Genomic DNA, 21,770 nt, shown 5'->3' on the forward strand with positions numbered 1-21,770 from the left:
CGATTTCAATAGTGGTCGGTCTTTATCGATGACACTAGGCTAAACGCTGGAACAAGCTAGCATAATAGTCATCAGAGCTAAGCAACTGGCTATGATTTCCACTGACACGAATACTACCCTGTTCCATTAAGTGGATAGTGTCCATCTGATTCATGGCGGTTAAGCGGTGGCTGATCATCAACATGGTCTTGCCCTCGGCTAACTCGAATAACAGACGTAAAATTTCACGTTCGGTACGCTTATCCAGGCCTTCGGTTGGCTCATCAAGCAATAAGATTGGCGCATCACGTAACAAGGCTCGTGCGACACCGATACGGCGCTGCTCACCACCGGATAACTGACGTCCACCCTCACCTAACCAAGTATCCAGAGGCTTTTCACCCTGCAATAAACTCTCTAAGCCAACCTTTTGCAGCACGGCGATCAGCTTGTCATCATCCTTACGAGTCGCTCCCTCAATGGCTAAGGCTAAGTTATCTCGCAGGCTACCGCTGAAAAGATAGATCCGCTGACTCACCACAGACATAGATTGACGCAGTTGCTGTTCGGTATATTCAGCCACATCATGACCATCGATAGTGAGCTGGCCGTTTGTCGGTAACCACTCACGGGTCAGCAGTGATAACAGGCTCGATTTACCACAGCCCGTTTGCCCAAGTAGGGCTACTTTTTGTCCTGCAGCTATATCTAGATTTAATCCCGACAGCACGCTTTGATTGTCTAGATAACCAAAATCGATATCTTTAAGACTAATACTGCCTGCTGTAACTTCTGCGCTCTGCGCCTTCGCAAATGTCACACTTGGCACTTGCTCGACCACCTCATTGAGCCTGGTCGCCGCCGAACTACAAGCCGATAAGTGCTGGAAGGCGCCAGCTAGCGGCATCATCATCTCTATAGTCGCCATGGTTAAGAACACAACCATGGCAAGTCTTGGTCCTGGTGGTACAGCCGTACCAACGCCTGTGGCAGCTAAATACAGCATCAGCAGCACCGCAAAGCCATGACACAAAATCAAACAAGCTTGGCTTAATGCCGTCACCCGGTTCATCGCATTCTGACTATTAATCATCACACTTTGTGCCTGATAAAGCCTGTCTCTATACGTCTTTTGTGCGCCAAACAGCGTCAGCTCAGCCTGACCTTGAAGGTATTCCAACAACTGCACTCGCAGTGCTCGCTTGGTCTCTAACTGAGCAATTCCCGGTTTGCGGCCAAGAAAGTAAAAGCTTGTTGGCAGCAATAACCAGATGGCTAGCAGCACACTACATAAGGTGCGAGCTAATTCTGGGTCAAAATGGCCGACGAAAAAGTACAACGCCACCATCATCAATAATGACGCGGCTAATGGCGTCATCAAGCGCAGATACAGGTGATCTAAGGTATCGATATCGGCCACTAAACGATTTAGCAAGTCGCCTTGACGCACGCCTTGCAAATTTTTAGCGCTCAGGGGAAGCAGTTTGTTCCAAACCCAGCAGCGCAGGTCGGTTAGTAGACTAAAGGTTGCCTCATGGGTGGCCAGACGCTCACCATAACGACTTGCGGTGCGCACAATCGATAGGAAACGCACTCCACCTGCGGGGGTAAAGTAATTAAAGGTTTGCGCCGCCGCTATGGTTAATCCTGCGACAGCGGTTGCAGACAGAAACCAACCAGATAACGATAGTAGTCCGATCCCCGCCATCAAGGTGGTTACGCTTAAAAATAGGCCGATAAACATCATAAAGCCTTGGCTTTTAAAGCGTTTAATATAAGGAAATAGTGCTCTCATTACTTATCTCCCTTAAGTTCTGCAGAGCCAATATCAAACTCACTCACGCTACTGGCTTCCTCCAACATCTGTTTAAAGGTACCTGGCTCTGACACGAGCTGCTCATATCTCCCTTGCTGCACAATAGTGCCCTTATCTATCACCAAGACCTTATCCATTGCACTCAGGTTCTCTAGTCTATGGGTGACCATCACACAGGCCTTGCCCTGCATCGCTTGGGTTAGTGTTGATTGTACCGCCTGCTCACTCAAGCTATCTAAGCTTGCTGTTGGCTCATCGAGAATGAATAACTGCGCCTGCTGCGCCAGTGCCCGAGCCAGTGCAATTCGCTGCGACTGACCCACAGATAACCCTGAAGTTTGCTCACCAATAGGGTAATCGAGCCCCTGTGGTTGCTGCTGAACAAAATCTAAGATCTGTGCCTGCGCTAACAGCTTATAGATCGCCTCATCAGATAAGCTTCGCCCCATGGCTATATTATCGCGTATCGTGCCGTGAAACAGCTGCGGCTCCTGTCCAAGCCATGCTAGGTGTTTGCGCCAACCGTCCAGCGCTAATTCACTTAGCTCAGTACCAGCAATCTTTAGCTGTCCCTTATAAGGCAGGAACCCCAGCAAGGCATTAAGCAAACTGGTTTTTCCCGCGCCACTTGGGCCGACAATAGCCACATGCTCATCGGCTTTTACCTTAAAACTAACAGGGCCTAGAAGTAAGCAGCCATCGAGGCTATAGACGGTTAAATCCTTGGCCTCTATCTCTACAGCACCGCTAATTTTCTTATCGCCACCATGTTGCTCACTTGGGTGATCCAGTAGTGCCATCAGCTCTTCTGCTGCACCAATCGCCTGCGCTTTGGCGTGATAATGAGTGCCCATGTCTCTAAGTGGTTGATAAAACTCGGGGGCTAAGATCAATACAAATAAACCAGTAAACAAACTGATTGAAACACCGTAGTGACCAAAGTCCAAATGATGCAGGTAGCTAAAACCAAAATAGACCGCCAATACCGCAATCGATACCGCAGCAAAAAACTCCAGTACCGCAGAGCTTAAAAACGCCATCCGCAGCACGGCCATGGTGCGCTCGCGAAACTCTTCCGAGGCCTTACGGATCACTCTGGCCTCTTTCTCACCTTGATTGAATAACTTGAGGGTCGATAAGCCTTTTAGTCTATCCATAAAGTGGCCGCTTAAACGTGCTAGCGCACTGAAGTTCTTGCGATTAGCATCGGCGGCGCCCATACCAACCAAAATCATGAACATAGGAATAAGTGGCGCGGTCGCCAGCAGAATAAGGCCCGCGGCCCAGTTTATGGGGAACACGGCGACTAGAATTATCAAAGGAATGAAGCCCGCCAATACCACCTGTGGTAGGTAACGAGCGTAGAAATCTTGCAGATCTTCCACCTGCTCCAGCACGATACTGGCCCAACTTCCTGCGGGTTTGCCCTTGATAAATGCAGGGCCAAGCAGTGCAAGCTTATCGAGTACGGCTTCACGCATCTGCATACGGAGTCGCGCTCCAGCCTGAAAACTGGCGCGCTCTCGGGCGAAAGCCAGTCCACCGCGCACTATTGTTAGCAATAATAACGCCCAAAAATGATCGATAAAATCAGATTTAGGCAGCTCATCAATAATGATCCCTTGTAGCACTGTGGCAATAAGCCAAGCTTGGCACATCAAGCTGAGTCCGGTCAGCACACCGAAAAAAACCGACAGATTAAGATAAAAACCACAGGCTTTTTTCTGTAGTTTTAGCCACTTTGTAAGCTTTTTTTCTACTGTTTTATCCATGTTATTCCAGACTAAAGACTAGGGGGAGTGATGCTTGGCATCTTGCTAATTAAAACTCAATACCTTAATTAGAGACTTTGACCTAAGGCTTAAGTTCAATTGGAGCTAAAGCGCAAATGAATCTCAATATTGGCTGAGTATCGCAGGCATTAATCTCAGAATAAAACGGGGTTGGAATATTTGCTATCGGACTCACAAAAATTGAGCTAGATCAATAAATCGGGGTTATAAACAAAGACGGAGGATGAGTGATAGAGATAAAAAAACCGCATCAAGCTAGGCTTGCTGCGGTTTCAGCTTTAATTTAGATTCAACTAAATTAAATTGATTTTCAAATCGCTTTGAAAACGAAATTAACGCTCTGAATCAGACTCGTAGTCTAGATTATCTTCATCAAAGTCACGGCTTGATTCTGAAGATTCACGTGCATTGCGCCACGCGTCAGCGGCAAGCTCTTTAGCGTCAGCAGCTTCGTTACGCTCTTCACGTGCCTTAGCCTTGCGCTCGTTACGCTTAATTAAGTTCTCTAAGAATGACTTAAGCTCAGTCTCGCCCCAAGCTTGCGCTTCAGCTTCAGTGGCAAAACCTTTCTTGCTCTTAGATACCACGATCTTACGTGCCGTTTGGCGACGAGTGATCTGACCGGTCCAAGTCGCGCCATCTGCAACTACGCGAAAATCATACTTCTTAGTTTGTGTCATGTTACTTTTATCCTAACAATAATTCTAATACTTGAGCTAAGCAGGCTATGCACTTTCAGAAGGCCGCCAAAGGAGGAAAGCCAATCCGATATAGTTATAGCTAAGCTCAATCAATACGCAAGACCAACACCCTAAGTATCACTCTCGCGTTCATAATTCTGTTTATCAACCACGTCACCAATGATCACCTTTCATTGCCACGAGGTTTATTCCATTTCCGAGTCTAATTCACACAGCTTACAATTCAGCTTATAACCCAGCATGGCATTTCTGCCCTCAAGATGAGTCACCCAATCTCGCCGCTCCCAGGGAGGACGATGGCGAACATGCTGAGTATGACCGCAAGACAAATTGGCAACCCAATGGTCTTCATCATCTTTATGATAACTCACGATAGGCTGCAGCATGACAAAACCGCCGAATTAGGTATATAGGTAATATATTAGTTACCTAGATTTTGCTGGTGAAAATCGGTCGATGAACTTTCAGGGGCGCGAGATTAACACATGCAGCGCTGATACAACATCTTTTAATCGCCCAAAAATCACACAATCGATGTTTTTTTTCAAAATTAATCAATTTCAGTGCGTAACGGTTATCAATCCGCCCCAATAGCACAAGCTCGATTAGCTGCCATACTCAATGGAAGAGACGAGTTATAGGACAGCCTGATTATTTAGCCGCTGATTGTTTAATAATTAGCGCTTTTTAAGCAGATCCTGTAAGCTGCACGGCCGCCAGCATCCGCAGGCCCCCTTAAACCGCTGCCAGTCGCACTTTAACGCCTATTTCGCAGCCGAAATGAGACCTATCTATGAGTTTTGCCTCTCTGGGCCTATCAGCCCAAATTTTGAAAGCCGTTGCCAATAAAGGTTATGACACTCCTTCACCTATTCAAGCGCAAGCAATTCCTGCCGTACTTGAAGGTAAAGACGTGATGGCCGCCGCGCAGACTGGTACAGGTAAAACTGCAGGCTTTACTCTGCCACTGCTAGAGCTACTTTCAAAAGGCACTAAGGCGCCAGCAAAACAGGTGCGTGCATTGGTACTGACACCGACTCGCGAACTTGCGGCGCAGGTAGGTGAAAGCGTTGAAACCTACGGTAAAAACTTACCGTTAAAATCAGCAGTGGTATTTGGTGGTGTCGGCATTGGCCCACAGATCACTAAACTTAATCGCGGTGTTGATATCTTAGTTGCGACACCGGGTCGTCTACTCGACCTTTATAACCAACGTGCTTTGAGCTTTAGCCAGCTTGAAGTGTTAGTGCTTGATGAAGCCGACCGTATGCTGGATATGGGTTTCATTCATGACATCAAAAAAATCTTAGCTATTTTGCCTGCAAAGCGTCAAAACTTGATGTTCTCGGCAACTTTCTCTGATGACATTCGTCAACTTGCTAAAGGCTTGGTTAATAATCCAGTTGAGATATCGGTTACGCCACGTAACGCAACCGCTAACACGGTTCAGCAATGGATCTGTCCAGTTGATAAGGGTCAAAAGGCCGCTGTCTTGGTAAAACTTATCAAGCAGAATAACTGGAAGCAGGTATTGGTATTTAGCCGTACCAAGCACGGTGCAAACCGTCTGGCTAAAAATCTTGAAGCAAAAGACATTACCGCGGCAGCTATTCACGGTAACAAGAGCCAAGGCGCAAGAACCAAAGCCTTAGCCGACTTTAAGAGCGGTGCAATTCGCGTACTTGTGGCAACCGATATTGCCGCCCGAGGTCTGGATATCGACCAGCTACCTCAAGTAGTGAACTTCGATCTACCAAACGTACCGGAAGATTACGTGCATCGTATCGGCCGAACTGGTCGTGCTGGCGCATCGGGTCATGCTGTATCACTTGTTGGCGATGAAGAAATTAAACTATTGCGTGACATTGAGTTACTGATTAAGCAGAACCTAGAGCGCCGCGTAATTGAAGGTTTTGAACCCACTTATCACCTACCTGATACTGACCTAACGGGTAAGTCTCATGGCCAAAACAGAGGCCCGCGCAATAGCGGTAATCAAGGTCGTGGTAATGGCCGTTCGCGAAGCCCTAACTCGGGTGGTGCTAGCAACAAATCGCCAAATCCACGTCGCCAAGGTCATGGTGAAAACACAGGTGCAAAAGTCGAGCACAAAGATGGTCAGCGTAGCGGCGAAATGGCTCGTGGCCACCAGCCAAGCTCTGATTCACAACCAAGCAAACCTAGACGTCCACGCAGACCTAATAATGCTAATGGCAACTCAGCTTCAACTCAAGGTAAGCCATCTGGCCAGCGTCGCCCTAACGCTAACAGAAGCGGCAACGCCAACCGCAGTGCAAATAAGCCAAGCCAAAATAGCTAGCCATCCATGGGTCTTGGCATAAGTGCTCCAGGCACAAATACCAAGACTATCCATCCATGGCCTTGGCATAAGTGCTCCAGGCACAAAAAAAGCAGCGTTTATACGCTGCTTTTTTTATGGCTTATCATTGCCGTTACCTGAGTGAATCAAATGTGTAGACTCACTCCAATAACGAAGAATATGCGCTTAACGCATTTCCCAAGCTCGGTATGAACGGCCTTTTAGTTTGCCGTTAACTATTTTATGCAGTGCCTTTTTAGCCACTTTACGGTTAACCGCCACATAAGAGCGCATATCGGTGATTTTAATCTTACCGACTTCGCTACCTTCAATACCGTTCTCACCAGTTAGTGCACCTAAGATATCGCCAGGACGTAACTTCTGCTTCTTACCACCATCAATTTGCAATGTGATCATCACAGGTTGAACCGGGAAAGTATCTAAAAGGTTCTCTGGTGGCAGTGCTTCGTTCACAATATCGCGCTCAAGATAATCTTCAAGCAGTGCAATCTTATAGCCGTCTTCATGGTTATAGAAAGTGTGCGCCGAACCTTTACTGCCCGCACGGCCAGTACGACCAATACGGTGAATGTGTACTTCAGTGTCGTAAGCCACATGATAGTTGATCACCGCATCGAGGGCATCGATATCAAGACCACGAGCTGCAACATCGGTTGCCACCATGATAGACACACTCTTGTTGGCAAACTGCAGCAGAGTCTGGTCTCTATCGCGCTGCTCTAAATCACCGTGTAGAGCTACAACGCTAAAGCCATCATTCTTCAATTGCGCCGCAACATCTTTGGTTTCACGCTTAGTGTTACAAAATACGACGGCGCTCTCTGGGCGGTACTGCAGTAACAATAACTTCAGCGCACGCATGCGATCGTTGTTATTACCCACCTCATAAAAGTGCTGTTCAATGGTGCTTGTTGCGTGAGTCGAAGCCACTTTAACCATCACAGGCTTGAACATGATTTTGTCGGCAATCGACTGGATCTGCTCAGGGAAAGTCGCGCTAAATAGCAGAGTTTGACGCTCAACCGGCATACGTTCCATGATGCCTTCAAGCTCGACTTGAAAGCCCATCTCTAGCATACGGTCGGCTTCATCAAGCACTAAGGTATGGACGTTTTCTAAATCTAAACGGCCGCGATCTAAATGATCGATAATACGCCCAGGTGTACCAACAATAATATGCGCACCATGCTCTAACGAACCAATTTGAGGTCCCATTGGCACGCCACCACAAAGGGTCAGTACTTTAATATTATGAATGCCACGAGCAAGTGTACGGATCTCTTTCGCGACCTGATCGGCAAGCTCACGGGTTGGGCATAAAACTAAAGATTGAATGCGAAAACGCTTAACGTCTAATTTGTGTAGTAAACCCAAACCAAAAGCTGCTGTCTTACCGCTACCCGTTTTACCTTGGCCAATCACATCTTCGCCATTCAGGATCGCAGGCAAGCTTTGTGCTTGAATCGGGGTCATCGACTCATAACCCATAGTTTTTAGGTTATCGAGTAATTCAGTCTTAAGGTTAAGACTTGAAAACGGCGCTTGGCCATCGGTATTCGGGACTGATTGAGTCAAAGTATCTTTCCTAAGTATTCACTGCTCATAAGGGAGCTCGCTCTCCTAAGACTCGATACCTCATCAAGGCTCATCAAATCGCGCTTTGCAGTGATTAAATCATTTAGTGACAAGGCTCCAAAATCATAGGAGCAAAAGTTGTCGTTTTCTATCGCTATAAATTATAGCCCGCTATTGTAACAGCTATTGCTCTAGTTGCAGCATGTCGAATGAATAATAGCAGCCTAACCATGGTGTTTAACTGTGTGTCGAGTTATTCAGGGCTAAATACCCCAATCACTGCGCCAGTGGCCTTCTTAGCCACTTTTTCTTCGGTCTGTTGTTCACGATAGTCACAGTCGACGCACTCTACAGTCTCAACACCATTTTCTTTAAATAGCACGATAGACTCTTTAGCCTGGCACTTAGGACACTTAGCACCAGCCACGAAACGTTTTCTCACTTTTTTAGTCGTTGTTGTCATGATTTTAATTCCTGTCTATATCTGGTGAACATTTTGCCATAAAAGCTGCGCTATAACCGTATTTTTCCCCGATGCGGCGTAGATGTTGCTATGACTTCTAGGCTATTATCTCTCCCCAATATTTGCGCTAACTTAGACTTTAAGCCGACTTCAATGATCACCATCACTCAAGCTCAACTCATTCGTGGCTCGAAAACCTTGCTCGATGAAACTTCATTAACTGTCTATCCAGGCCATAAGGTCGGTCTAGTCGGTGCCAACGGTAGCGGAAAATCGTCACTACTAGCGCTGATTATGGGCAAGATTAGTCTAGATAAAGGCGAGTTTAGCCTGCCTAGCGGCTGGCAAATTGCTACCGTCGCGCAGGAAACTCCCGCCCTTGAAGTTGCGGCAATCGAATATGTGATTGATGGTGATACCGAGTACCGCGAGCTTGAGGCACAGCTACACGCAGCCCAAGAGGCCGATGATGGCCACAAAATTGCCCTGCTTCACGGTAAAATAGATGCTATTGGCGGCTATGCTATCCACTCTAGAGCTGCAAGCCTATTGGCGGGTCTAGGTTTTAGCGAGCAAGAGCAGCGCAATCCGGTGAAGAGTTTCTCTGGTGGTTGGCGCATGCGCCTCAACTTGGCTCAGGCCCTGTTGTGCCGCTCTGATCTACTACTACTCGATGAGCCAACCAACCACTTAGACTTAGACACCATGTACTGGTTAGAAGGTTGGATTAAAGCCTATCAAGGCACGCTAATTCTTATCAGTCACGACCGTGACTTTATCGATGGCATCGTCGATGAAATTGTTCACGTTGAAAATACTAAGCTGAACTACTACAAAGGCAACTACACCTCTTTTGAGCGTGTCCGCGCTGAACGTATGGCCCAGCAACAGGTGGCATTTGAGCGTCAGCAGAAAGAGCGTGCTCATATGCAATCTTTTGTCGACCGCTTCCGCTATAAAGCCAGTAAGGCGAAACAAGCCCAGAGTCGTTTAAAAGCGTTAGAACGTATGGCTGAGCTACTGCCATCGCAGGCAGATAGTCCATTCCACATGGCTTTTAGAGAGCCGGAGGCGCTGCCAAACCCACTGGTAACCATGGATCAAGTTTCTATCGGTTACGGAGAAACTGAAATCCTTAAGAAGGTGCACCTAAACTTAGTACCGGGTGCTCGCATCGGTTTGCTTGGCCGCAATGGCGCTGGTAAGTCGACTTTAGTGAAGCTGCTTTCCGGCGAGCTTTCGCCAATGAAAGGTAAATATGAGACCAACCCAGGCTTAAACATCGGTTACTTTGCCCAGCATCAGCTGGAGTTTTTAAGTTTAGATGACTCGCCACTGCAGCATTTAGTGCGCCTCGCGCCTAATGCTAAGGAGCAGGAACTACGTAACTTCCTGGGCGGTTATGGTTTTAATGGTGATATGGCATTAGCACCAGTGCGTCCCTTCTCCGGTGGTGAAAAGGCCCGCTTAGTGTTGGCTCTACTGGTATGGCAACGCCCTAACCTATTGCTACTCGATGAACCAACCAACCACTTAGACTTAGAGATGCGCCATGCGTTAACCATGGCACTGCAAACCTTCGAAGGTGCGATGATTATCGTCTCGCACGATAGGCATCTATTGCGTCTAAGTTGTAGTGATTACTACCTTGTCGACCAAGGCGAAGTAAAAAGCTTCGATGGTGATCTCGATGATTACCATCAGTGGCTACTCGATGCAGCTAAGGCAGCAGGTAAGTCGGATGAGACTGAGGCTGACAAGCCCGCTCAAGACAAGAAGCTACAGAAACGCTTAGAAGCGGAATTGAGACAGAAGCTGTCACCACTGAAGAAGATACAGACAAAACTTGAGAAAGAGCAGCAAAAAGCTAATGACCGCTTAAAGGAACTGGAAGAGATGTTGGCCGATACTAGCCTTTATGATGCCGATAACAAGACCAAGCTTACTCAAGTATTAGCAGACAGAACCGCTTTAACTCAGGGTCTGGAAGAAAGCGAAATGGAGTGGCTTGAGATCCAAGAAGAGATCGAAAGCATTGAACAGGGTGTTCGCGCCGAAATCTAAGATATCAATACAAGGGGAGCATGGCTCCCCTTTTTGTTACCCTCCTTACAAAAACATAAGGTTCGCCTCGATGACATTGTCCAGCCCTATTGACCACAGCTTATGGCTTGATTGCGATGCCCTCTATATGGAGCATCGAACTCTATGCTTACAGTTACAGGATAACCACCAGCTCAATGTCAATTTGTTACTATTAGCCTTATGGCTCGATAAACATCACTACATACTCCCCAAGCCGCAATGGCATGAGCTACAGCAAGACTCACGAAATTGGGAAGAAAAACTGTTACTGCCCTACAGGCAGTTCAGGCGTCGAAGTAAGGTCCTGCTTGAAACGGATGAATACCAACAGATGTTAAAGCTTGAGCTGATGCTAGAGCGAAAATCTCAGGCGATAATTTTAAAGGCGCTGCAATCGATGCAAGTTAAACAACAAACGGATACCACGAATAGCAACTGCGGTAACCTCAGCCACTATTTAGCCCTGTTTGACCTCGATAGCCGCGATTATCCCTCATTACACAGCCAAGATTCACAATAAAAAAGCGAGCCATAGCTCGCTTCTATCATGATCAAAACGGTTAGCCGACTTTAAGTTTCTCAGCTAACCGAGTCGCGTTTCTTGCGGTAATACCATAGATAGATAGCTGCGGATTAGCTCCCAGACTCGTTGGGAATATCGAGCCATCCATCACAGATAGGTTGTCGAAATAGTGTGACTCGCCGAAACTATTCACCATCGATAATTTAGGGTCTTCTCCCATAGGGCAGCCCCCCATCACATGAGCCGATGCCACTACGGTTTTCAGAGGTGCCAAGTCCATCTCACTGATTGTCTTTTTGGCCTCATTCCAGCTCGATAGATAGGGCATGCCCTCGCTGATAGGTAATACTTGCTTTGCTCCAGCTGCAAATTGCAGCTCTGCCATACTGGCAAACGCACGCCTTGCCGCTCGCCAAAACGCATCGGTTAGCGGGTAATCGAGTGTGAAGCCATGATCGGTCAGTTTAACCTGTCCCCCTTGGCTATTGTCATGGAAACCGTCTCTCACTAACGCGATAGTGACTTGTAGTTGATTAAATTTTTCCATCAGCTGGGCATGGCTTTGACCATAACCTAAGGTTTTAGAGGCGATCAAAATCGGATGAATCGGCGGGACTTCAAGCTTAAAACCAAGCTCACCATCGGCGCCATTTTGCCAGACGAATTCATCAGAATAGATAGACTGCGGCGCACCACTATGACCATTAACCGGATCGCTGAACACCGCACCGCTCAAAAGAGTGGGATGCAGGAAAGTACGCTTACCTATAATCTCATAGGGATCTGGAAGTTGAGAGCGCAGCATGAGCGTCGGAGTATGAATCGCCCCCGCCGCCAAAATATAATGCTTCGCCTTAAACATCAGCTCGACCGGTAGCGGCTTCATATTCTTATCGACAGCTTGGGCCTTCAGCGCAAAAATCTTGTCATTATGATGCTCAATCTTGATGACTTGCGCCTGACTCACCAGTGTCGCACCACGCTCCAGCGCCGCAGGGATTGTGGTGACCAACATGGATTGCTTAGCATTGACCGGACAGCCCATACCGCAATAACCTGTATTCCAGCAGCCCAACACATTGCGCTTAATGACAGTGTATTGCCAACCTAGCTTCTCGCAGCCGTGCTTTAATGCCTGATTATTACGATTGGGCTCGTAAGCCCACTTACTGATATTCAGCCGATGCTCCATCTTCTCAAACCAAGGGTCGAGTTCGATACGAGATAGCCCCTTAACAGATTTAGCCTGAGCCCAATAATCCAGTGCAGGCTCTGGAGTACGAATAGAGGTCGTCCAGTTAACGGTTGTGGATCCCCCTACAGCGCGCCCCTGAAAAATACCGATCGCCTTATCTGTGGTCTTCATTCCAGCCGCTTGCTGGTAAAGGTCGGGATAGGCAACTCGCTCCTCCATCACAAAGTCTTTCGATGATTTAAGCTGACCGCCTTCCACGATGATCACCGACAAACCTGCTTCGGTGAGAATTTCTGCCGCCACGCCGCCGCCCGCACCACTGCCGACAATCACCACATCGGCCTCTAAGGTTTGGCTTTCGGTGAGTTTAGCGGCATTAATATGACTCCAGCCGGAATCGAGTCCTGTTACGATAGGATCTTCAATAGCCATAAACGATTCCCTTCCCCTGCAAATGAGTTTTAACGTGCCCCATGCCATCACCTCTAGAAACGTAGGAACTTGATTTGCCGTAATGCAGTCGGCTGCTATGCTCGGGGTTAGTGTGCTCGGGGCTAAACGGGTCATTAACTAATTGCATCACTTCATATTCTCCAAGAACGTCAGAACTTGGTTTGCCGTAATGCTGTCGGCTGCTATGCTCGGGGTTAGTGTGCTCGGAGCTAAACGGGTCATTAACTAATTGCATCACTTCATATTCTCCAAGAACGTCAGAACTTGGTTTGCCGTAATGCTGTCGGCTGCTATGCTCGGGGTTAGTGTGCTCGGAGCTAAACGGGTCATTAACTAATTGCATCACTTCATATTCTCCAAGAACGTCAGAACTTGGTTTGCCGTAATGCTGTCGGCTGCTATGCTCGGGGTTAGTGTGCTCGGAGCTAAACGGGTCATTAACTAATTGCATCACTTCATATTCTCCAAGAACGTCGGCTTTGCATAATGCAATCGGCTCCAGTGCTCAGGACTAGAGTAGTAGCTGGCCATCACCAACTCCCGCAGTCCCTGATAGGCGGTCACCATCATATCCATATAGCTCGTACGCCAACTTTGCAGCATCTCAATCAGCTCTGGCTGTTTGCGCATCATCAAAGGCGTCATGCTGCCAGTTAAAATTAATAAGCCAAGTCGCCCCTCTAGCATCTCCAGCAACTGCTCGAGTTCATCAAAGCTATCTTGAGGAAGAAGAGAAATAGTGTGCTCGATGGAATCTAAGGTTCGATTTACCGCATCGCGTTTAAGCGCCGCAACATCGGGCAGTGCACCATCGAGAAAGACTGGCACTAGCACACTAAATAACAGGCGATGCTTGTCATCGAGTTCTTTATTCACGCCAACATAATCTGACGAGTAATAATTAACTCCCAGTGCTAAGCAAGCAGTACCTGCTAATGCGGTTGTGATAAAAGTCCGTCGCTCCATCGAGTCCTCTCATTCTTATTATTAATTCATGGCGGTAAACTGCACAGCCCTAGCGCTTACCGCTGCAGATAAAGCGAATAAAAATACCTGTACAAAATCTGTGTTACACTCTGCAGACAATAACAATTAAACATACGTTTTAATTTTCAGCAATAGCCAATTATTATGAGCCAGTTATTTTCTCCCCCTTGGTGGGCTAAAAATCCCCACATTCAAACGATCCTACCCGTGCTAACCAAAGTGGACAAACCACAACTTAGACGCGAACGATTAGAGCTTAGTGATGGTGACTTTATCGATCTCGACTGGCAAGGTTCCCCTAAGGAGCACCAGCCGATACTGGTAATCATTCACGGCTTAGAGGGGAGTGCACAATCCCATTATGCACGCCGTATGTTAGCGGCCTGTAAGGCGTTAGAACTGTGCGCAGTGGTACATCATCACCGCAGCTGTTCTGGTGAACTCAACCGTCTGGTTAGAGGCTATCACAGCGGCGATACTCAAGATCTACAAACCAGCTTGAGCCACTTAAAGACTCAGTACCCTAGCAGCCGCTTACTTGCAGCGGGATATAGCTTAGGTGGCAATGTGTTGGTTAAGTATCAGGGCGAGCAACAAGATGACAGCCTTATTGACAGAGGTGTTGCCATCTCGGCGCCACTGCAGCTAGGCTCCTGCGCCAATAGACTTGAGAAAGGTTTCTCGAAAGTTTACCAAAGCTATCTGATTAAACAGTTACAAGAGAAGATGCGCGGTAAAATCGCCAAGCCTGAACTACAACCCTTAATGCCAATAAATAAAACTGATATTAAGCAGCTAAACACCTTCTATGCCTTCGATGATAAAATTACCGCGCCGTTACATGGCTTTACCGATGTCGATGACTACTATACTCGCGCCAGTGGCTTGCCATACTTACGTCAGATCACTAAGCCAACCTTAGTCATTCACGCTAAAGATGATCCCTTTATGACTCATGCGGTGATCCCATCCAAGGCGCAACTATCGGATCAAGTGCAGTACGAACTGCACGATAATGGTGGTCACGTAGGCTTTATTGATGGTGGTAGTCCTTGGCGTCCGCAGTATTATCTCGAAAAACGTGTATTAAATTTTTTAACCTCACTGGAAACATCAGCATGTTAGTGCCTTATGAGTCTTTAACCCAGTTACCTAGCGAAACGTTTGACAATCTCATTAAAGAGTATCTTATCAGCCAAGTCGAAGATGGCAGTTTTTCAGGCGATGGCGAGCACAGTATGGATAGAGCAATCACTCAGTGCAGAGCCGCACTCAAGCAAGGGCTATTGGTGGTTGAGTATAACGAAGAAGAGGAGTCTATCGGCATCAGACGCAAAGAAGATATCGTCTACCAAGAGAGTGAATACGATTAAATTGACCTAAGCGAAGCGAATCCGTATAACTTAAGATACTGAACCGCAATCTGCTTACCTGAGTCACTAAAGTTAGCCAATTAGGCTAGTGTACAGGTGATAGTTAACTATCTATATTTTGGGTAAAAAAATGTCAGCGAAACATCCGATTATTGCAGTAACTGGCTCCTCTGGTGCAGGCACGACGACAACGACAACGGCATTCAATCATATCTTTAGGCAACTCGGCATTAATGCCGCGATTGTGGAAGGCGATAGCTTTCATCATTTCACTCGCCCAGAAATGGCGGTAATGATCCGTAAAGAGAAGACCGAGAATCGAAATATTAGCTATTTCGGTCCAGAAGCGAATGACTTTAATCGTCTTGAGCAGTGTTTTAGCGATTATAGCAATACAGGGCAAGGTGAGACTCGCGCCTATTTACACACCTTCGATGAAGCAGTGCCCTTTAACCAGATGCCTGGCACCTTTACCCAATGGCACCCACTTCCTGAAAATACCGATATGCTCTATTACGAGGGCCTTCATGGTGGTGTTGTCACCGATGACTGTGACGTGGCTCAGCATGTGGATCTGCTTATCGGCATGGTGCCCATTGTTAACCTAGAGTGGATCCAAAAGATTATCCGTGACACCTCGGAGCGCGGCCATAGTCGTGAGAAGGTGATGGATTCAATTGTGCGCAGTATGGATGATTATATTAACCATATGACGCCACAGTTTTCACGCACTCATATTAACTTCCAGCGTGTCCCGACAGTAGACACCTCAAATCCATTTAGCGCTAAAAGCATTCCAACCTCAGATGAAAGTTTTGTGGTGATCCGTTTTCGCGGTATGAAAAATGTCGATTTCCCTTATTACTTAAAAATGATCCAAGGCTCATTTATGTCACGCATGCATACCTTAGTGGTGCCCGGTGGCAAGATGTCCCTAGCAATGGAGCTCATTTTAACCCCGCTTGTAAAAGACCTGATGGATAAACGCCAACAGCTTATTGCTCAAGAGGGCGGGTAACCTTTACTAACTCATAGCTTATTAAGATTAGTTTAAGCCAGCTTATGTAGACTGCTGCTTATCGGGATTTCAGGCGAAAGAACGATAAGTTAGCGGTCCCTTGGAGGTAAATTCCCCCATCTTGATCTGTTTGTCTTCTTGGGACTGTTAACTGACCTCTCCTTATTAAAGCTCCAGAAAAGTAAATTCCACATCCATGCTTGCTCTGTTTGTCCTCTTGGAAGCGCTGACTGACCTTTAAAAGTAAATTCCACATCCACGCTTGCTCTGTTTATCCTCTTGGAAGCGCTGACTGACCTTTAAAAGTAAATTCCACATCCATGCTTGATCTGTTTGTCTTCTTGGGACTGTTAACTGACCTTTAAAAGTAAATTCCACATCCACGCTTGCTCTGTTTATCCTCTTGGAAGCGCTGACTGACCTTTAAAAGTAAATTCCACATCCATGCTTGCTCTGTTTGTCTTCTTGGGACTGTTAACTGACCTTTAAAAGTAAATTCCACATCCATGCTTGCTCTGTTTATCCTCTTGGAAGCGCTGACTGACCTTTAAAAGTAAATTCCACTTCAATGCTTGCTAAGTCTGCTCCTTAAGACTGTTAACTAACCTCTCATTATTAAAAGTAAATTCCACATTCATGCTTGCTCTGTTTATCCTCTTGGAAGCGCTGACTGACCTTTAAAAGTAAATTCCACTTCCACGCTTGCTCTGTCTGTTCCTTGGGACTGTTAACTGACTCCTTATTAAAGCTCTAGAAAAGTAAATTCCACCGTCATGCTTGCTCTGTTTGTCTTCTTGGGACTGATAACTGCCCTCACCTGCAAAGTTTTGAAACCTTAAAAGTAAGAGACAGGCTAGCTTCATATATCAGGTACAAAAAAAGCCCCTAAAATTAGGAGCTTCTTTGTTAGCTTTATTGCTGTTATTAGCGTATCGACTCAGACTGGCATTACTATCTCGCTACCATCCTCGCTACCATCATATTAACATCTCATTATGGGTTGTTGGTGAGTGGCAAGACTTCACGGTAGGGTTCATAGTTTTGATAGCTCTTAAGACGCTGTTTAAACTCTACTGTTTTACTTTGATCTTTGCTTAGATTTAATGCCTTAATGGCTTTTTGCTGAGTCGAGATAGCGGCAGTGAAATCACCAATTTCGGCATAAGCGGCAGCAAGGTTATCTAAGTTTGTCGGGTCTTGCTCATTTGACTCAAGCAGCGCCAATGATAATTCGAGTGCTTTATTACCATTACGGTATTGCGCTTCAGGACAAGTCGCGAGAATCCAAGCCACATTGCCAAGCGAAATCATATCGCCAACAGCATTAAACTGTTCGACCGCTTTACCGCAATTACGCTCAACACCTTGACCACCCGCTGCATAAATAAAACCCAGTCTAAAATTGGCCCATTTATTTCCTTGCTTGCTTAACTCGCTATACCACTGCTCGGCAGTCGAAAGATCGCGTTCGATTAGGCTACCTTCAAATGCTAAATCGGCGATGGTTTGCTGTGCTTTTACATGTCCAAGCTGGGCTGCATCGGTGAGCCACTGCAAACCTAAGTCTCTATCTTGTGCGACAAAACGACCAGATAAGTACATTAAACCCAACAGATATTGTGCATCTTTGTCACCCTGGGTTGCTTTAAGTTGAATGTGTACTAAACGGCTGGCCTCTTCGGAACCTTGAGGCTGCGGAATCGAGAACGCATTAGCCCCAGAACTAACGGCTAAAAAAAAGACCACCACAGTATTTAAAATCCAAGGTCTGCAATTCACGATAGACTCCTACAACTCACTAAAAAAGACTATAAATAAGACAATAATTAACCGTCTCTTTAATATTATTCTTCCTCAAGTTAGCCAGAAATTGACTAAAATGTCGAGTGCAAATAGCACGGAATTACTAATGAGAATTATTCACCTTGTGGAATTTGGCAATTAAGAATATTGTATACACGAATAAATCTAATCCGCCTCATATCCAAGTCGAAAATGATTGTAACAAGATGTGATATAAGCCTAATAGTTAACTCAACTATTCGTCTTAGCTGCGGATTCAGTTGACATATATCACTAATGTATCAGAATACGTATATCTAAATGGCTAGGTGGCTTTGAGTGGGTAAGTCTAAACTAAGACTTCTATCAAGGTTTTAATAGCTTAATTGACGTAAGATGCTTTATTAGCATATTCTTACTTTCATAATGTAATCAGCCGAGGAACATAGGCATGGCTCTGATTGGAAAGCCAAAACCAGATCCTACTTTGGAATGGTTTTTATCACACTGTCACATTCATAAATATCCAGCCAAAAGTACTTTGATCCACGCTGGTGAAGATTCAGATACACTTTACTACATAGTAAAAGGCTCTGTTGCCGTCTTGATTAAAGATGAAGAAGGTAAAGAGATGATTCTTTCTTACCTGAATCAGGGCGACTTTATCGGTGAGCTAGGTTTATTTGAAGAACAAGCAGAACGTACGGCATGGGTTCGTGCTAAGCAAGCTTGTGAAATTGCAGAAATTTCTTACAAGAAGTTCAAGCAGTTAATTCAAGTGAACCCTGAAATCTTGATGAAGCTTTCATCTCAGATGGCTTACCGTCTGCACAGCACAAGCCAGAAAGTAGGCGATCTTGCTTTCCTTGATGTTGCAGGAAGAATTGCACAAACCTTGCTTCATCTTGCCAAGCAGCCTGATGCGATGACCCATCCTGATGGCATGCAGATCAAGATCACTCGTCAAGAGATTGGCCAAATCGTTGGTTGTTCTCGTGAGACTGTAGGTCGTATCTTGAAAATGCTTGAAGAACAAAATCTTATCCAAGCACACGGCAAAACTATCGTGGTTTACGGAACACGATAAGCCAGTATTAAGCTCGGTTTAAGACAGCTTCTATAAAGTGGTCTGAGATTATCTCAGGCCATTTTTTTTATTAGGAGTTCAGTGTGAAACTAGCATTATATCTATGCCTTATGGCTGCGATGCTACACCTGCCTGCAGCGGTCGCTAATCAAAAAATTGAAGTTCAGCACTATGAAGCTCAGACCTTAGTTAAAACCGGTCAAATCCTCTCTCTCGACGTTACTCTTAGTAGTATCCAAGCCATGTGTAATGGCAAACTCATTGACGCTCACTTATATCAGTACCAGAGCCAATGGCGCTATGAAGTTCAAATCCGTACCTCAAAGGGCCAGCTCGTCGATCTCGTGCTCGATGCCAGCACGGGTCAACTGGCAAAACCCGCCCAGCTGCCTGCGAGTTGCAGCGCCGATAAAGTTTAATAATGACTTAAGAATCAAATCAGTTGCACTGAAGTGGCACTTTTGGGTTAACATGAGCTAACTCTGTAAAACGCCTGTCACTGTGCAAGGCACCATTGAGAGCACCCTATGAAATTACTTCTTGTTGAAGACAATACCCTACTAGTTGAAGAATTAGTTAAACAGCTTAAGCAAGCTGGCTATGTTACAGACACCACAGACAAAGTCAGTGAAGCTGATTACTTAATCAAAGAAACCAACTATGACTGCGTCATTCTCGATATCGGTCTACCCGATGGTAATGGCCTAGAACTACTGGAAAGCTGGCGTGAACAAGGCATCCACACGCCTGTCATCATGCTGACAGCAAGAAGCCAATGGCATGAGAAGGTCGAAGGTTTTAATTCTGGCGCCGATGATTACCTAGGTAAGCCATTCCATACCCAGGAACTGCTGGTTCGCATTCAAGCACTCATTCAACGGGCACACGGTAAGGCTAACACGCCTAATAAGCAGTTAACCTATGCAGGTGTTGCCTTAGATGAAGGGCAACAATCGGTGACTGTCGGTGAACAAACCTTCGAGCTTACGGCCATGGAATTTAGACTACTCAAGATCTTCTTGATGTCGCCTAAAAAGCTGTTATCTAAAGCTCAACTCACCGATAAGCTATATCAGTTCGACGATGAGAAAGAGAGTAATGTGGTTGAAGTTTATGTGACCCACCTGCGTAAGAAACTTGGCAAGACCGCCATCGAGACGCGACGTGGACAAGGATATATCTTCCACGGTCTAGCTCAATGATCTCAATCCGTACCAAGCTAAGCCTGTGGTTAACAGGCTTAGTGGTGATCGCCACTGCCGTGGGGATCATCTTTTTCGAGTCAATGCTGCGCCAAGCCTTCCATGACTCGATCATCGCCAGATTACAAGAAGACTTACAACAGGTACTACTCGCCACCCACCTCGAAGACGGCACCTTTAGCATCGACGAAACCCAACTTTCTAGCTTTTACCGACCCGTTTATTCTGGCCGTTACTATCAACTCGATCTTCCTGAGCAAGAACTAAGATCGCGCTCACTGTGGGATCAGCGCCTCGAAGTCGTCGACCTTGAGAAGGGGGAAACCCGAGCTTGGCAGACTAAAGGGCCACAGAATCACGATATTCAGCTGCTCTCTATCGGGTTAAAGTCCGATACCTCTGGGCTGGGCGCAACCTTAACCGTAGCGCAAGATCTCAGTATTGGTCGTAAGGTATTCTCCGAGGTCTACGGCACTAAGTTCATCGTCAACTTAGCCATGCTACTAGCAATGATCACTGGTATTTTTTTAGTGCTACGTCAGTCATTCAAACCCGTGCACCAGATGAAAGATACCTTGGCGAAGTTACGTGAAGGCGAGATATCCTCCTTCGACCTTAACTCCATCCCGCTCGAGCTGCAGCCGTTAGCCAAAAACTACAATGAGCTACTCGCTTATTCCAGTAAACAGATAGAGCGCAGCCGTAATAACCTAGGTAACTTGAGTCATGGCCTAAAGACACCTCTGGCAGTGATGCAGCAGCAGGTTGAAGCCCTCTACTTAAAAGAACCGGAGTCGGCAGAGGCATTACAGAAGCAGCTCGATTTAGTGCATAAGATGATTGAGCGAAAACTCGCAGCAGCGAGGATAACTGGCGACATGCTTCCAGCGGCGCAGATGCAACTGCCAAAGGATATCGAAGATTTGTCCCAGACCTTAAACAAGGTTCACCGCACCAAGTCGATTCATTGTCGCTTCGATATACCCAGCAGTATCACCCGATTGCCTATGCATCGAGAAGACGGCATGGAACTACTGGGTAACTTGCTCGATAACGCCTACAAATGGGCTAGCTCTGAAATTAGAGTCTGTATTAGCAATCAAGAGCAGCAGCTTAAGCTAAGCATCGAAGATGATGGGCCCGGGGTTGAAACCGAACAGTTGGCACAATTGACCCACAGAGGAAAACGTCTCGATGAAGCAACCATGGGCCACGGCTTAGGCTTATCGATCGTTAAAGATATTGCCGAGCAGTACAAGATTGAGCTTAAGTTTGAGCATAGCCAGAGCTTATCTGGTCTTAAGGTGACCCTGCTATTTTGAAGTCACTCATTGAGTGCCCAATAAAAAGCCGGACTAAGTCCGGCTTTTTATTGCTTGATACTAGTGCCAGCTCTA

At 46.3% G+C, this 21,770-nt stretch carries 20 protein-coding genes; 10 read left to right on the forward strand and 10 right to left on the reverse strand.

From position 1 onward, the window contains the following. Nucleotides 1-34: 34 nt before the first annotated feature. The 4 genes from cydC to JMA39_RS06210 form a co-directional block, all read right to left on the reverse strand. The gene (gene cydC / locus JMA39_RS06195) at nt 35-1,774 is read right to left on the reverse strand and encodes a heme ABC transporter ATP-binding protein/permease CydC (protein WP_202720966.1); all 1,740 of its coding nucleotides are present in this window, start codon (nt 1,772-1,774) and stop codon (nt 35-37) included. Beyond that, on the reverse strand, nt 1,774-3,567 hold the full coding sequence (cydD, locus tag JMA39_RS06200) for a heme ABC transporter permease/ATP-binding protein CydD (protein ID WP_202720967.1): 1,794 nt from the start codon (nt 3,565-3,567) through the stop codon (nt 1,774-1,776). The genes cydC and cydD overlap by 1 nt, the downstream gene beginning before the upstream one ends. Nucleotides 3,568-3,920: 353 nt before the next feature. Next, on the reverse strand, nt 3,921-4,268 hold the full coding sequence (locus JMA39_RS06205) for a DUF3622 domain-containing protein (protein WP_202720968.1): 348 nt from the start codon (nt 4,266-4,268) through the stop codon (nt 3,921-3,923). A 206-nt stretch (nt 4,269-4,474) separates the two neighbouring features. Further along, on the reverse strand, nt 4,475-4,618 hold the full coding sequence (locus JMA39_RS06210; RefSeq protein WP_308440722.1) for a DUF3565 domain-containing protein: 144 nt from the start codon (nt 4,616-4,618) through the stop codon (nt 4,475-4,477). Nucleotides 4,619-5,082: 464 nt separating this feature from the next. Here JMA39_RS06210 and JMA39_RS06215 point away from each other — a divergent pair, with 464 nt between their 5' ends. Next, nucleotides 5,083-6,609: a DEAD/DEAH box helicase gene (locus JMA39_RS06215; RefSeq protein WP_202720970.1), complete on the forward strand. Its 1,527-nt coding sequence runs from the start codon at nt 5,083-5,085 to the stop codon at nt 6,607-6,609. A gap of 186 nt (nt 6,610-6,795) precedes the next feature. Here JMA39_RS06215 and dbpA read toward each other — a convergent pair whose 3' ends face one another. Together dbpA and JMA39_RS06225 are read right to left on the reverse strand one after the other, a co-directional pair. Continuing rightward, nucleotides 6,796-8,205 carry an ATP-dependent RNA helicase DbpA gene (dbpA, locus tag JMA39_RS06220; RefSeq protein WP_202720971.1) on the reverse strand — a complete coding sequence of 470 codons (1,410 nt, stop codon included), beginning with the start codon at nt 8,203-8,205 and terminating at the stop codon, nt 6,796-6,798. 253 nt (nt 8,206-8,458) lie between these two features. Next, complete coding sequence (locus JMA39_RS06225; RefSeq protein ID WP_202720972.1) at nt 8,459-8,668, reverse strand: YheV family putative zinc ribbon protein; 210 nt, start codon at nt 8,666-8,668, stop codon at nt 8,459-8,461. A gap of 153 nt (nt 8,669-8,821) precedes the next feature. Here JMA39_RS06225 and JMA39_RS06230 point away from each other — a divergent pair, with 153 nt between their 5' ends. Then, nucleotides 8,822-10,732, forward strand: coding sequence for an ABC transporter ATP-binding protein (locus JMA39_RS06230; RefSeq protein WP_202721294.1), 1,911 nt, complete (start codon nt 8,822-8,824; stop codon nt 10,730-10,732). A gap of 70 nt (nt 10,733-10,802) precedes the next feature. Next, entirely contained in the window at nt 10,803-11,273 is a 471-nt protein-coding gene (locus JMA39_RS06235; RefSeq protein WP_202720973.1) for a TIGR02444 family protein, read from the forward strand. A 40-nt stretch (nt 11,274-11,313) separates the two neighbouring features. Here the strand turns inward: JMA39_RS06235 and JMA39_RS06240 are convergent, their stop codons facing one another. Genes JMA39_RS06240 through JMA39_RS06250 form a run of 3 tightly spaced genes read right to left on the reverse strand, consistent with a single transcriptional unit; the run spans nt 11,314 to nt 13,890 of the window. Continuing rightward, nucleotides 11,314-12,903 carry a GMC family oxidoreductase gene (locus tag JMA39_RS06240; RefSeq protein WP_202720974.1) on the reverse strand — a complete coding sequence of 530 codons (1,590 nt, stop codon included), beginning with the start codon at nt 12,901-12,903 and terminating at the stop codon, nt 11,314-11,316. Next, the gene (locus JMA39_RS06245; RefSeq protein ID WP_202720975.1) at nt 12,893-13,375 is read right to left on the reverse strand and encodes a hypothetical protein; all 483 of its coding nucleotides are present in this window, start codon (nt 13,373-13,375) and stop codon (nt 12,893-12,895) included. The genes JMA39_RS06240 and JMA39_RS06245 overlap by 11 nt, the downstream gene beginning before the upstream one ends. Beyond that, entirely contained in the window at nt 13,375-13,890 is a 516-nt protein-coding gene (locus tag JMA39_RS06250) for a TAT leader-containing periplasmic protein (RefSeq protein ID WP_202720976.1), read from the reverse strand. Before JMA39_RS06250 ends, JMA39_RS06245 begins: the two co-directional genes overlap by 1 nt. Nucleotides 13,891-14,055: 165 nt before the next feature. Here JMA39_RS06250 and JMA39_RS06255 point away from each other — a divergent pair, with 165 nt between their 5' ends. The 3 genes from JMA39_RS06255 to JMA39_RS06265 all read left to right on the forward strand — a co-directional run bounded on the left by JMA39_RS06255 (nt 14,056) and on the right by JMA39_RS06265 (nt 16,302). Further along, the gene (locus JMA39_RS06255; protein WP_202720977.1) at nt 14,056-15,036 is read left to right on the forward strand and encodes a hydrolase; all 981 of its coding nucleotides are present in this window, start codon (nt 14,056-14,058) and stop codon (nt 15,034-15,036) included. After that, the gene (locus JMA39_RS06260; RefSeq protein WP_202720978.1) at nt 15,030-15,284 is read left to right on the forward strand and encodes a YheU family protein; all 255 of its coding nucleotides are present in this window, start codon (nt 15,030-15,032) and stop codon (nt 15,282-15,284) included. Before JMA39_RS06255 ends, JMA39_RS06260 begins: the two co-directional genes overlap by 7 nt. Before the next feature lie 130 nt (nt 15,285-15,414). After that, nucleotides 15,415-16,302, forward strand: a complete 888-nt coding sequence (locus tag JMA39_RS06265; protein WP_202720979.1) for a phosphoribulokinase — start codon at nt 15,415-15,417, stop codon at nt 16,300-16,302. Nucleotides 16,303-17,295: 993 nt separating this feature from the next. On the opposite strand, the gene JMA39_RS06270 is transcribed toward JMA39_RS06265, so the two are convergent. Next, nucleotides 17,296-18,081: a tetratricopeptide repeat protein gene (locus JMA39_RS06270; protein ID WP_202720980.1), complete on the reverse strand. Its 786-nt coding sequence runs from the start codon at nt 18,079-18,081 to the stop codon at nt 17,296-17,298. A 454-nt stretch (nt 18,082-18,535) separates the two neighbouring features. Between JMA39_RS06270 and crp the strand changes: the two genes are divergently transcribed. From crp to JMA39_RS06290, 4 genes are all read left to right on the forward strand, one after another. Next, the gene (gene crp, locus JMA39_RS06275) at nt 18,536-19,171 is read left to right on the forward strand and encodes a cAMP-activated global transcriptional regulator CRP (protein WP_012156707.1); all 636 of its coding nucleotides are present in this window, start codon (nt 18,536-18,538) and stop codon (nt 19,169-19,171) included. A gap of 83 nt (nt 19,172-19,254) precedes the next feature. Then, nucleotides 19,255-19,590 carry a PepSY domain-containing protein gene (locus JMA39_RS06280; RefSeq protein WP_244999892.1) on the forward strand — a complete coding sequence of 112 codons (336 nt, stop codon included), beginning with the start codon at nt 19,255-19,257 and terminating at the stop codon, nt 19,588-19,590. A gap of 108 nt (nt 19,591-19,698) precedes the next feature. Then, nucleotides 19,699-20,373: a response regulator transcription factor gene (locus JMA39_RS06285; protein WP_202720981.1), complete on the forward strand. Its 675-nt coding sequence runs from the start codon at nt 19,699-19,701 to the stop codon at nt 20,371-20,373. After that, the gene (locus tag JMA39_RS06290) at nt 20,370-21,695 is read left to right on the forward strand and encodes an ATP-binding protein (RefSeq protein WP_202720982.1); all 1,326 of its coding nucleotides are present in this window, start codon (nt 20,370-20,372) and stop codon (nt 21,693-21,695) included. The genes JMA39_RS06285 and JMA39_RS06290 overlap by 4 nt, the downstream gene beginning before the upstream one ends. Nucleotides 21,696-21,770 lie beyond the last annotated feature (75 nt).

It is taken from the genome of Shewanella schlegeliana, assembly GCF_016765635.1.
GTDB classification, from domain to species: Bacteria; Pseudomonadota; Gammaproteobacteria; order Enterobacterales; family Shewanellaceae; genus Shewanella; species Shewanella schlegeliana.